Raw genomic sequence first — 13,977 nt, forward strand, 5'->3', positions numbered from 1 at the left:
AGAATCCGCACCCCAATTATATAAAGAGCTCCGGCCTTTCCATAAGCGTACAGGTACAGGATAAACATGCAGTTATACAGGTTTTCGCCGGCGAGCGAGTCAACGCCTTTGCCTCCTCCAACGCAAGCAACCACTCTCGGAAAGAGTGGTTGCTCGCGGTCTTATTCCTGAACGTATCTTAGCTTCAACCATATCAGCCATTTCAACCGGACGTTCAAGAAGCATGCCGGCGTCATGCCGGGGGGATTATCGCAAGCATCGCTCGTAACGGCGTCCCGACGGCGGGGATGAAGAGGCCGATTGTGCCGGTCTGTTCCGTCAGCCGGTCGTCGAATGATGGTCGCTTCGATGCCGAATACCAGTCTTGGAAAAATGAAAGGGAACAGGCCGCGATCAGCGCCTGTTCCCTTTTTAGTTATGCTCTTCTCTCCGACGTGATCAACAAGCAACAAGCTCCGTCGCCTGCAGGCAACGAGGCTTGTTCGTTTCAACATTTTGTTAGGATCCATTCGCCGATCCGTTGATGAATTGCAAGTAGACCAGCATCCGCTTCAGCATGACGGCGCATTGCGCGCGGGAAGCTTTCGCATCCGGCGCGAACTCCGTGCCGGCCATTCCTTGCATGATGCCTGCTTCGACCAATTGCGCCGCCGCATCGGCGGCCCATGCCGCAATATCCGTACCATCGGCGAACGGCTTCAACGCGGCCGCATTCGCTTCGGGCGATTTGCCGGCAAAAGCCAGCGCCCTGGCGATCATCGTCGCCATCTGCTCGCGCGTGACGCTCTCGTTCGGCCGGAACGTACCGTCCCCGTAGCCGTCGATCAAGCCGGCTTGCTTCGCCGTCCCGATGGCCCCGGCATACCAGTCCGCCGCTTCCACATCGGTATAAAGCCCTTCTCCGCCCGCCGCGACCAAACCGAGCGCGCGTACGAGCAGCGCCGCGAATTCGGCGCGGGTGACGGGCGCTTCCGGCTCAAATTCCCCATCCGGCCGGCCGTCGACGATAAGCTTGTTCGCCAACAGCTCGATGTCGGTCCTTGCCCAATGATCCTGTACGTCCGCAAACGTTCGATCCGACCGGATGACCGCATACAGGCCGTCATGCGGCGAATGAATAGTCACCGTCATACCGTCGCGAGCGAATACCGCCGGGACAAAGTGAAGCGTTTCGTGCTCATCGATCCATACGACCGCCGCATGATCCGCATCGGCCGGCGCCGGCAGCGCAAGTATCCTTTCCCGGTAGGCGGCGTCCCAACCTTTGACGGCATGTCCATCCGCCTGCAGCGTATATTCAATCGGGCGATCAAGCAGCGCTTCCGCCCCCGATCCGGCGATCGCGCCGCGCAGTGCATCGCTTCTTGCCGACGCCGCTTTTCCGATCGTGACCGCCACGACCGCATCCGCCTGCACGACATGGAGCGGCATGCGAACACCGTTTCCGTCGACGATGACGTACAGTTCAGCGTTCGGATGCGTGATAAGCGCATCATGAAGCGGTTCTGCCGGCAGCTCGATCGTAACCGCATCGACGCCGAGCCCGGCGACTTCGATGACCGCCTTCGCCGATGCGCCGAACAGCCCCGCCGTCTGTTCCGGCGTCAGCCGCAGGCGCGTCACGGTCCGTCCGTCGCCCGTTGTTTCCGTTGATGCCTCTACCGAACTGCCCACGCCGTTGATCATGATCTTTACCCGGCTGGCGTCGTCTGAATCGGCAGGAGGATTGACCGGTCCGCCTCCGCCAGGACCGGATCCGCCGTCGCCGCTGTCGCCGGATCCGCCGTTGCCGCCGCCGATGGGAGGCGTGACCGGAGCGGCCTCAACCGTCACGGTCCGAACCGCTTCCGCCGATTGGCCAATTGGATTGCTGACCTCGTAATGCAGCGTGTAAACGCTTGGCGTTTCCGGATCAACCGCTCCGCTTATCTTGATTTGGCCGGTCAAGTCTCCGTAATAGGCGTCCGTCGCCAGCGCCCCCGGATCGGCGAATGCTTCGCCTTCTCTAATCGTCATCTCCGGCTGGCCCAGCAGCGTAATGGCCGGCGGCGCAATCACGTGCACCGAGCGCGTTACCGTCGGCGCCTCGTTCCCGGCGGCGTCCTTCACGTCGTATGTCAGGTAGTACGTATCCGCTTTATTCGTGTAGACCGCACCCGTAACCGTGATCGCGCTCGTCAGATCGCCTTCCTGCGCATCCTGCGCCGTCGCCCCCGGGTCCGCGAACGTACCGTCCAGCGCGACGACCATCGGATTGTCGCCGTTCAGACGGATCAACGGCTGATCGCCATCGTAGACATGTACGATTCGAGTCGCTGTCCCGACGTTCCCCGACCGGTCAATCGCCTCGTACCGGATTTCGTAGCTGCCCAGACGAGTCGTGTCTACCTCCCCGCTGACCGCAATGGCGTCCGCATCCAGCTCCCCGTCGATGTTGTCGTTCGCCTGCGCGCCGGGTTCCGCATACGAGGTTCCCGCCGCGACATATAACGGATTGTCGCCGTTCGGGACCAGGACCGGCGCGGCGTTGTCCAGCACGTACGGACCGGCCGTGGCGTCGGCGGCATTTCCAGCTTGATCCACGGCGTGAATATGCAGGTACCAATTGCCGTTTCCGCCGCTTTGAATCAACGCGTCTCCGCTGGAGAAAGCCTGCCACTCCGCGTCTTCGACCGGCGGGGCGGCCTCGCCTGGCGTCCATGCATAGAACAGGTCCGGAACGTCGGCCGTATCCGTCACCATTACCGTCGACTCCGCGCGTTGCGCGGGATCGGCGTTGTTGACGGGATCGAAAGCGATCGCAGGGGCACTCGCGTCATACGTCAGGCTGAGCGGGGCCGCTGCCGTATTTTCGTTTCCCGTCGCGTCTAGCGCCGCGCCTCCGGCCACATCGACGGTAACCGTCCCGTCGCTCGTCGGCGTCACGACGAACGTATACTTCGTCGCGCTCTCCGCGCTAAAGCCGCCTGCCGTTCCGTTCCCCACCAGGATGTCGGTCACGTCGAAGCCCGTTACGCCTTCGCTGAACTCCGCCGTCACCGTAAACGCCGCGTTTGTCGGATTGCCCGCCGCCGAAGCGAGCGTCACCGCCGGCCCGGTCTTGTCGTACGCCAGGCTGATCTGCGCCGCCGCCGCGTTTCCATTGCCCGCCGCGTCTTGCGCCGCGCCTCCGGCCACGTCGACGGTAACCGTCCCGTCGGCCGTCGGTGTCACGACGAACGTATATTTCGTTCCGCTCTCGGCGCTAAAGCTGCCAGCCGACCCGTTCCCCACCGCAATATCGGTTACGTCGAAGCCGTTTACGTTCTCGCTGAACTCCGCCGTCACCGCAAATGCCGCATTCGTCGGACTGACTGCCGCAGTCGACAACGCCACCGCCGGCGCGGTCTTGTCGTATACCAGGCCAAGCTGCGCCGCCGCCGTATTTGCGTTTCCTGCCGCGTCTTGCGCGACGGCTCCGGCTACGTCGACAGTAACTCCTCCTTCTTCCATCGGCGTGACCACGAACGTATACTTCGTTCCGCTCTCGGCGCGTAGGCCGCCTGCCTCTCCGTTCCCCACCGTAATATCGGTCACGTCGAAGCCCGTTACGTTCTCGCTGAACTCCGCCGACACCGTAAACGCCGCATTCGTCGGATTGCCCGCCGTCGTGCCGAGCGTCGCCGCCGGCGCGGTCTTGTCGTATACCAGGCTGAGCTGCGCCGCCGCCGCGTTTCCATTGCCCGCCGCGTCTTGCGCCACGGCTGCGGCCACGTCGACCGTGACCGACCCGTCGCCCATCGGCGTGACGACGAACGTATACTTCGTACCGCTCTCGGCGCGGAAGCTGCCCGCCTCTCCGTTACCAACCGCAATATCGGTCGCAGCGAAGCCCGTTACGTTCTCGCTGAACTCCGCCGTCACCGTGAACGCCGCATTCGTCGGATTGCCCGCCGTCGTGCCGAGCGTCACCGCCGGCGCGGTCTTGTCGTATACCAGGCCGAGCTGCGCCGCCGCCGTATTCGCGTTCCCCGCCGCGTCTTGCGCCACGGCTTGAGCCACGTCGACCGTAACTGTTCCTTCCCCCGCCGGCGTGACGATGAACGTGTACTTCGTTCCGCTCACCGCACTAAAGCTGCCAGCCAATCCGTTACCTACCGCGACATCCGTCACGTCGAAGCCCGTTACGTTCTCGCTGAACTCCGCCGTCACCGTAAACGCCGCATTTGTCGGATTGCCCGCCGTCGTGGCGAGCGTCAATGTCGGCGCGGTCCTATTATACGTTACGCCGAGCTGGGTGGCCGTTGCATTTCCATTCCCTGCCGCATCTTGCGCCGCGCCTGCGGCCACGTCGACCGTAACTATCCCTTCCCCCGTCGGCGTGACGACGAACGTATACTTCGTTCCGCTCTCGGCGCGTAGGCCGCCTGCCTCTCCGTTCCCCACCGTAATATCGGTCACGTCGAAGCCCGTTACGTTCTCGCTGAACTCCGCCGTCACCGTAAACGCCGCATTCGTCGGATTGCCCGCCGTCGTGCCGAGCGTCACCGCCGGCGCGGTCTTGTCGTATACCAGGCTGAGCTGCGCCGCCGCCGCGTTTCCATTGCCCGCCGCGTCTTGCGCCGCGCCTCCGGCCACGTCGACGGTAACCGACCCGTCGCCCATCGGCGTGACGACGAACGTATACTTCGTCCCGCTCTCGGCGCTAAAGCTGCCAGCCGATCCGTTACCTACCGCGACATCCGTCACGTCGAAGCCCGTTACGTTCTCGCTGAACTCCGCCGTCACCGTAAACGCCGCGTTCGTCGGACTGACCGACGTCGTGCCGAGCGTCAATCTCGGCGACGTCTTGTCATAGACCAGCTTGAGCTGCGTCGCCGCCGTATTCGCGTTCCCCGCCGCGTCTTGCGCCACGGCCCCAGCCACGTCGACCGTAACTGTTCCTTCCCCCGCCGGCGTGACGATGAACGTGTACTTGGATCCGCTCACCGCACTAAAGCTGCCAGCCGATCCGTTACCTACCGCGACATCGGTCACGTCGAAGCCCGTTACGCTCTCGCTGAACTCCGCCGTCACCGTAAACGCCGCATTCGTCGTATCGCCCGCCGTCGTGCCGAGCGCGACCGTCGGCGGGCTCTGGTCATACATGACGCTGAGCTGGTTCGATGCGTTATTTTCGTTCCCCGCCGCGTCTTGCACCGCGGCTCCAGATACCTTTACCGTGACCTCCCCGTCGGCCGTCGGCAATACCGTGAACGTATACGTAATCGCGTCCACGCGGGTAAAGCTGTCGACCGTGCCGTTCCCTACCGCGATGTCGGCAGCATCAAAGCCAATTGTGATCTTGCTGAACGCCGCCGTCACCGTAAACGGCGCGTTTGTCAAAGCTATCTCCGTGCTTAGCGTCACCCTCGGCAAAGTTATGTCGTATTGCAGGAAGATCGGCGATATCGCCGGCTTATTAGCGTTCCCCGCCGCGTCTTGCGCCACGCCTCCATCCACTCTGACCATGACTGCCCCTTCTTGCGTTGGAGTTATGACGAACGTATACACGGATCCGCTAACCGCGCTGAAGCTGCCGACCGTGCCGTTTCCCACCGTAATGCCGGCAGCGGAAAAGCCCGTTACGTTCTCGCTGAATCGCACCGTCACCGTGAACGCCGCATTCGTCACACCGACTGCAGTCGAGGTGAGCATCGCTGTCGGCGAGACGGCGTCGAACGCCAGGCTGAGCCCCTGCGCCGCCGTATTCGCGTTCCCCGCCGAGTCATGCGCCACGGCACCAGCTACGTTGACCATAACCGGACCGTCTGAGATCGGAACGATGACGAACGTATACTTCGTTCCGCTCACCGCGGTAAAATCGCTTGCAATGCCGTTACTCACCGTAATGTCGGTTACAGCGAAGCCCGTTACGTTCTCGCTGAATTGCGCCGTCACCGTAAACGCCCCGTTCATCGGACTCGACGCCGTCGTCGACAACGCAACCGTGGGCGCCACACGCTCGTACGTGACCGTCAGGGTTGACGAGACCGCATTGCCGTTGCCATAAGCATCAGCGGCCGCGCCGCCCGCAACCTTGACCGTTACCGGACCATCCGCCGTCGGCGTAACCAAGAACGCGTACGTATCTCCGCTGCCTTGGATGGAGCCCGCGGTTCCGTTCGTTACCGTCACATCGCCATCCGCGAAGCCGCTCACCGCTTCGCTGAAAGCTGCCGTCACCGTAAAAGGTTGGTTGGTAATGCCCGCCGAAGCCGTCAGCGCCACCGTCGGCGCAACCAAATCCGACGTATAATGCGCGTAAAGCGTCACGCTGCCGCCGATCGCGCTCGATTCCGTGAACCGCGTTCCGCCGGAAGGCTGCGTATACCATCCGTCCAGCATATAACCGGTAAGAGCCAACCCGGGCAAGGCTTTGCCGGCCCCTGCCAATGAGGCCGTGTAGATGGTTACGGAAGCCGGATTCGTCTGAGGGACGCCGTTCCAGTCGAAATTAACGGTATAATTATTGCCGTCCACGGCTCCGGATCCGGTAACCGTCCCCTTGATCGTTCCAGTGTTCGTCACCGTCACGCCGGCTGGAATCGAGAGCTGGTTTCCGCTTGCGATTTCAATCGTTCCGGAGTTGACCAAAGAACCGAACGGCGTGCCACCGATGGGAGGGCCTTGTCCGTTGCCCGATACGGTCACGACGCCTCCGGTAATCGTCACATTGGCTCCCGGGGACTGACCTCCGCCTCCGATGCCCGCACCTCCGTTTTTGCCGGTTGCCGTCACGGTCCCTCCGTTAATCGTGACTGTTCCTGCATTGGCCCCGCTATAACCGCTCCCGATACCCGCGCCTCTGGTGCCGCCGATTGCGGTCACGTTCCCGCCGTTGATCGTTACCGTGCCGCCGGAGCCGTAGCTGGAACCGCCGATACCGGCCGAGGAGCCGCCGGCGACAGCCGTTACGTTCCCGCCGTTGATTGTTACATTACCGCCGTTGGGACTTTGCTGTCCCCCGCCGATAGCCGCTCCATCGAAGCCTCCGTAAGCACTCACCGTCCCGCTCTCAATCGTGATCGTTCCAGCGGAAGATTTAAAATCCCCTCCGATGCCCGCGCCGATGCCGGCTCTCGCGTCTGCCGTCAGCGTTCCGTTTCCGACGGAATCTTTAATGGTCAGCGACTCCCCGCCGCGCACCTGAATGGCCGCGGCATACAAATCGCTCGTTTTAATGGCAAGGCTATGCCCCGCCAAGTCGAGGATCAGGCTTTTTCCCGACGGCACGGCAAGCGAGCCGGACGGTTGATCGATATCGCCGCCGAGCGTCACGGTGCTGCCGCTGGCCTCGGTTCCGAACGCATTCGTCAATGCATTCCATGTCGATACCGTTGCGTCCGCATGCGCCTGTCGGCTGCCGATTGCGCACATTAATCCGGACAAGAGCATCAGGCAGAGCGCTCCGTGTATTCCTCTCTTCCATAACCTGCGCGATGCCCTCCGTAAATCGTACTTCATACCAAACTTCCTCTCTAGTAAGTTATTGCTTTCATTCGACGGGATTCATTGCATTCAAGCTTGTAACCTATGTAAAGAATTCAATAGAATCAACAAGAATGCGACTGGCCGTACAACCGACTCGCACCGCTCCTTTTTTTGCCATATATCGACATTATACCACCCCATTCGACCCATCGAATAGCATATTCTAGTGAAGAATACCTAAAGAAGAAGCGCTTTTAGGTACTATAAAGCAGCTACGCGCAGGCTGATAATCGCTATTCTCGGCGGCCATTCCGCATCCCGTACTCTCGCTCTTCTATCTGATGCGACCGCAATGCTTCGCGATCGCCGGATTCGTGCCGTCCCGTTTGCAGATAAAAAAGAGCCAGTCCGATCAAGTTTGATCAGACTGGCCCTGAACGGATTCACATGGAGCAGCAATAAAAATCTAGCGGCCCGCGGCCTCTTCGCTGCGATCCGTCGCAAGCGGAGGATCGATGGACAAGGCGGTAATTTCCTTGCGCCATTCGCTCGTAAAATCCAAGTCTGCCGCGGCAAGCGACGGCTCCAGCTGCTCCAGGTTCCGCGCGCCGATGATCGGAGCAGTTACGGCAGGATGATGAAGAACCCACGCGACCGCCAACGTCGCGGGATGAATGCCCTTCTCGGCGGCATAGCCCGCAAATCGATCGGCAATCGCATAATAGGCTTCATCGTTATACCGCTTCGTGTAATTGCTCTGCTCGACCAGCCTGCCCGCGGCCGGTTTCTTGCCGATGCCGTATTTGCCCGTCAGCAAGCCGCCGCCCAGCGGACTATAGCTGATGACGCCCAGCTTTTCCGATTCGGCCAGCGGCAACAGCTCGACTTCCGCCTGGCGCTTCGCAAGATTGTACATCGGCTGCATGAGTTCAAAGCTGGCCAAGCTTTCCTTGGCCGAGATGCCCAGCGCCTTCGCGATCTGCCAAGCCGCCCAATTGCTGACGGCGGGATAGAGGATCTTGCCCTGCCGCTGCAAATCGTCGAGCGCGCGAAGCGTCTCTTCGATCGCCGTCAACGAATCGAAACGGTGGATAAAATAAAAATCCAAGCGGTCGGTGCGAAGCCGCTTCAAGCTTTGTTCCACGGATAAGAACAAATGCCTGCGCGAAGCTCCCCGGGCGTTCGGGTCGGAACCGAACGGGAAACCCGCTTTGGACGTCAAAACCAGCTCGTCGCGCTTGCCTTCGATCAACTCGCCCAGTATTTCTTCGGAAACGCCCCCGCTGTAGACATCGGCGGTATCGAAGAAATTGATGCCTTTGTCCAAACAGCGATGGAACATCTGCTTGGAGGTTTCCTTATCCGCATTCCCGCCGAAGGACATCGTACCGAAGCAGAGCTCCGATACTTGGATGCCCGTCTTGCCGACCGTTCTGAATCTCATCGCATGATCGCCTCCCGTATCAAGTAGGGATACTGCCTCCCCTGTCTTGATTCTAACCCATATCGCGCCGGTATTGCGAAGCGGGATGATGCTCCGGCAGCAAACGGTTCCCCGGACCGAAGAGCTTTTCCCGCATCGTTCCCGGTTCATAGTCTTTCTGATAGATCCCCCGTCGCTGGAGCTCGGGAACCACGAGATCGACGAATTCGCGCAAGCTTCCCGGCGTGACCAGATGAGCAAGATTAAACCCGTCCAGCCCGGTTTCCTCCATCTGCTCCTGCATGGCGTCCGCGATATCCGCCGGCGTTCCCGTCAGCAATCGCCCCTGCCGGCTGTCCAGCGTTCCGATCCGCTCGATGACCTCCCTCACCGTAAGGCGGTTCTGAACCTGTTTGGTGAATTGCGCGGCCCGGCTTTGCCCGTGATCCGTCGCTTTGTACGCGAGATATTCGTCGGGCGCGTACGCGGACAGATCATAGCCGCTGGAGCCTCCGAATTGGGCAAGCGCCGCTTCCCCGCTCCATAGCGCGGCATAGGCCTTCAGCTTATTTTCTGCTTCCTCTCTCGTGTGTCCGACGATCGCATTCAGACCCGTCAACATCTTGATGCTCCGAGGATCCCGGCCCAATCGTTCGGCTTTGTTACGAATATCCTCGATCGCGGACTTGAGCGACGCCTTGGAATTCCCCCCGACGAACACGCACTCCGCATGCTTGGCCGCAAAATCGCGGCCCCGCTCCGAGCTTCCCGCTTGGTACAAGACCGGCGTCCGCTGCGGCGACGGTTCGGACAAATGCGGGCCGGGCACGCGGAAAAACCGGCCTTCATGGTCAATTTGATGCACCTTTCCCGGCTCCGCATACACGCCGCGCTCGACATCCCTAACCACGGCGTCCGCCTCCCAACTGCCTTCCCACAGCTTATAGACGACCTCCAGGAACTCGTCGGCCAGCTCGTAACGGTCGTCGTGGCGGATCATTTTGGCCAAACCATGATTCAAAGCGGCATTCGGCAAGTAAGACGTCACGATATTCCAGGCGATTCTGCCGTTCGTCAAATGATCCAGCGTGGTGAAGCGCCTCGCGTGCGCATAAGGATGCTCGTACGTCGTCGTGACGGTAACGGCGAACGACAAATGTTCCGTAACGGCAGCCATCGCGGGCACGATAAGCGCGGGATCGTTAAGCGGAACCTGCACGGCATCCCGGATGGCCGGCTCCCGGCTTTGCTTGTAGACATCGTAGATGCCGACCACGTCCGCAAAAAACAAGGCGTCGAATTTCCCCCGTTCCAGCAGCCGCGCCATCTCCGCCCAATACGATAATTCGGTGTAGCGATGCCGCTCGCTGTCGGGATGCTTCCATAAGCCGTGCGAATTATGCATCGCGCCGTTCATGTCGAACGCGTTCATGATCATTCGTTTTCCCATTGCACGTGCCGCCTTTGCGTTAGAGTACGCCTATATTTTATATTCGTGATAGACCCCGTTCAAAAACCACTTCCCGACATGATGCAGCTTAAGCCGGGCGGGATCGTGAAGGGTATGGATGCGAACGTTGCGCCAATGACGGTCAAAATTATGTTTGCGATCCATGGAGGAAGTGCCGGCTACTTCGAAGAGCGCATTCGTGATCTCGATCGCCGTCTCCGTCACGAGCCACTTCGCCGAATCCACGGTCAGCGCCGCATGGCCGGCGGTTTGCGCGTTTATTTCGGCCCGCGCCCGGTCGATCGCCTCGGCGGCACGATCCAACAAGGCTTCGGACGCCTGCAGGCGAATGCCGAGTTCTCCGAAGCGGCGGATCAGATCGGGCTCCTCGGCCGCCGTGGCGACGCCGCTGCCGTAGGCCGGACGCGTATGGGATCGCACGAACGCCGCGGCATCTTCCAAGGCCGCGCGCGCGATGCCGAAGTCGATGGCCGCATGCATGATTTGACCGAACGGCGAGAAGTATTGCGGACCCTCGAATATTTTCCAATGCGGCAGCACCTGCATCTCCGGCACCTCGACGTCGCGAAGCACCACGCTGCCGCTCGCCGTCGTGCGCTGTCCGATCCCCGACCAATCGTCAAGCACGGTCACGCCGGCCGCATGCCGCGGCACGAAAGCGGTCACCCGCTGCTCGGCTTCGTTTAAAGCGGTGATGGGAAGCCAGTGGGCATACAACGCTCCCGTCGAGTAAAACTTGCTGCCGTTCAGCTCGTACGCGCTGTCCCCGTCCGGCCGGCGAATGGACGTTTTGATCTTTCTTTCCCCTTTGCCGCGGCTCCGCTCCGCCAATCCGTTGCCGAATTGAGCGCCTTGCAGCACCTCGCGGAAAAAAAAGCTCTTTTGTTCCTCGCTGCCGATCAACTCGATCGTCTTGACGAAAAAATGATGGTTTTGCGGAATTTGGCCAATGGATCCGTCCGCGTGCGAAATGATTTTAAAGACGTCGACGAGCGTGCGCGTGCTTACTTCAGGCCCGCCGTACGCTTTGGGCACGACAAGTCCAAGCAAGCCGAGCTCGGCCAGCCGCCGCATTTCCGTCAGCGGCAGACTGCGCCCGCGATCGCGGTCCGACGCGCCGGCACGAATCTCATCCGCGAACGTCCGCGCAGCCGCCAAAGCCTCTTCATCGCTATGCAGCCTACGCGCCGGCGGCCGTTCGAAAAAAAACGATAGCGGCAGATCGCGTTCCGAATAAAGCGAAAGCGGCTCCTTTTGGGGCCGCTCGATTTCCCCGCTTTCCGCGATTGCCGCGGCCTTCCGAAGAACGGCATGCCCTTGCGAAGGATCCAACGCGAGCTCGCCCTGCAGCCATCCGCCCGCCTGCAATTCCTTGCGAAGACTGACGAGGCGACCCCACTTCCGCTCGGCCAGGTCGACTCCGAATTGCCGATGAAGCCGCTCCGAATAAAAGGAACCGATCGCTTGCTCGGGAACGCCGAGCTGCTTGGCCGCCAATCGATGCGCTTCCGCGGGATGGCGAATCGCCCATTCGGCAGCCAAATGGATATGCGCGAGCAGACGTTCGATGTCTTCCGGCCGCTCCTTAAGCCACCGCGACGTCACGATCAGTGCCGTAAGCTCCGGGGCGGCAGGAAGAAAGCCCTCCAATTCCCGAACGCCCAGCAATTGCCGCGTTTCGGGCGAAACCGCGCGTTCGACGTACACCGCCTCTACTTTGCCATGCAGCAGTGCGTGAAGTTCGCCGCTTCCTGTGACCGCATCGTCATGAACGCGCTCGGCGGGCAGCTCCAGCCAAACCGGCGCTCCAACCGGCAAGCCGGCCCGTCTCAGCGCGTCGTCCATCAGTCCGGCCGCTTCCCGCTTCCGCAATCCGATCGCCGAAGGATCGCGACCCGCGATCCCGATGCCCACCCCTTTAAGATCGGCCACGGTACGCAGCGCGGATCCCGAACGCACGAGGACGACCTTATGCCGCTCCTGCAATTGCAGACCGATTACCGCGATCTTTTCTCCTGCCGCTAATCGCCCAAGCGCCCGGACAGGATGCTCGAATGCGAGGAAGTCGTCATTCCCCTCGTTTCTGCGCAGCAGGAAGGAACCGGCATTCCGGGCGATCGGGATTTCGTTACGGCGAAGATCCAAGGGCAATTCCCCCAGCGCGTACGCCAGCGCCAGGGCATGCGGCACGCTCGGCTCCTCGGATTGCAAAGCATCTATACGAATCGACATACGCAGCCTCCAATTATGTCAAAGTAGTCTGTTTGCGGTAGGCAGCGCCGGGATGGCCTGCAGGCAACCGCCGAATCTCCGATCCCAACAGGCGTTCGCGCAACGTCGTTTCTTCATAATCTTCTCGAAACAATCCTCTGCGCTGCAGCACGGGAACGACCAGCTCGATAAAATCGCGCAGGGTATCGGGGGAGAGCATTTGGATGACATTGAAGCCGTCGATCCCGGTTTCTTCCACCCAGTACTGGATACGGTCGGCGACCTCCTCGGGCGTTCCGACCACGAACAATCCCCGCCCGCCGAGCGTTCCTAACGTCTCCTTCACCTCGCGAACGGTTTTGGGACGCGGGCTTTCCTTGGTGAATTGAGCCGCGGCCGTCTGCCCGTGGTTCGTTTCCGCATAGGTCAGAACGTCATCGGGGGCATAGGCGGATAAGTCGTATCCGCTGCCGCCGCCGTAATGCGCCAGTACGCCTTCCAGGCTGTACAGGGATTGAAAACGCTCGAGCTTCCCCTGCGCCTCTTCCCGCGTTCGTCCCACGATCGCAAGCAGGCCCGTCATCAGCTTGATATGCGCCGGGTCGCGGCCGTTGGCGGCCGCTTGAGCGCGAATGTCATCCGCGTAGCGCTTCAACGCCGGGATGCTCCCGCCTCCAAGAAAGACGGCCTCGGCATGCTTGGCGGCAAACGCGCGCCCGCGCGCGGAACTGCCGGCCTGGTAGATGACCGGCGTTCGCTGAACGGAAGGCTCGCTCAAGTGCGGTCCGGGCACGTTGAAGTAACGGCCCTCATGGCGAACGAGATGCACCTTCCCGGGATCCGTGTAGATCCCCCGTTCGACATCGCGAATGACCGCATCGTCCTCCCAGCTTCCTTCCCACAGCTTATAGCAGACGTCCAGGTATTCCTCCGCGATCTCGTAGCGTTCGTCATGGGCGATCATCTGCTCCAGTCCGAAATTACGGGCCGCGCTGGGCAAATAAGAGGTGACGACATTCCACGCGATCCTGCCTTTGGTCAGATGATCGAGCGTCGACATCCGTCTCGCATGCGCGAAGGGCTTCTCGTACGTCGTGGAGAACGTGACGGCGAAAGCAAGATGCTTCGTGACGAGCGCCATCGGAGGGACGACGAGCAGCGGATCGTTGCAAGGAATCTGTACCGCCTCGCGAATCGCGGTTTCCGCTCCTTGTTTGTACACATCGTAGACCCCTACGACATCCGCCAAAAACAAGGCGTCGAACTTCCCGCGTTCCAGCAGTTCCGCAAGCTCGGTCCAATAACGGATATCGGTGTACCGATGCCGGTTATTATCCGGATGGCGCCAAAGTCCGTGCACGATATGGCCGACGCAGTTCATCTCGAACGCATTCAGATGAATTTTTTTGGGCATGGTCAT

Annotated in this window: 5 protein-coding genes; all 5 read right to left on the minus strand. The window is 60.9% G+C overall.

Annotated features, from left to right (window positions below):
* Positions 1-498: 498 nt before the first annotated feature.
* The gene (locus AC50YL_RS16520) at positions 499-7,485 is read right to left on the minus strand and encodes an Ig-like domain-containing protein (RefSeq protein WP_494833288.1); all 6,987 of its coding nucleotides are present in this window, start codon (positions 7,483-7,485) and stop codon (positions 499-501) included.
* Positions 7,486-7,918: 433 nt separating this feature from the next.
* Positions 7,919-8,896 carry an aldo/keto reductase gene (locus tag AC50YL_RS16525; RefSeq protein ID WP_494833289.1) on the minus strand — a complete coding sequence of 326 codons (978 nt, stop codon included), beginning with the start codon at positions 8,894-8,896 and terminating at the stop codon, positions 7,919-7,921.
* A gap of 52 nt (positions 8,897-8,948) precedes the next feature.
* Positions 8,949-10,325: an LLM class flavin-dependent oxidoreductase gene (locus tag AC50YL_RS16530; protein ID WP_494833290.1), complete on the minus strand. Its 1,377-nt coding sequence runs from the start codon at positions 10,323-10,325 to the stop codon at positions 8,949-8,951.
* A gap of 30 nt (positions 10,326-10,355) precedes the next feature.
* Positions 10,356-12,578 (minus strand): SfnB family sulfur acquisition oxidoreductase, encoded by a 2,223-nt coding sequence (locus tag AC50YL_RS16535; protein ID WP_494833291.1) that lies wholly within the window; start codon positions 12,576-12,578, stop codon positions 10,356-10,358.
* Between the two features lie 13 nt (positions 12,579-12,591).
* The gene (locus tag AC50YL_RS16540; protein WP_494833292.1) at positions 12,592-13,971 is read right to left on the minus strand and encodes an LLM class flavin-dependent oxidoreductase; all 1,380 of its coding nucleotides are present in this window, start codon (positions 13,969-13,971) and stop codon (positions 12,592-12,594) included.
* Positions 13,972-13,977: the final 6 nt, after the last annotated feature.

The sequence above is a fragment of the Paenibacillus sp. J22P277 genome, from assembly GCF_059383675.1.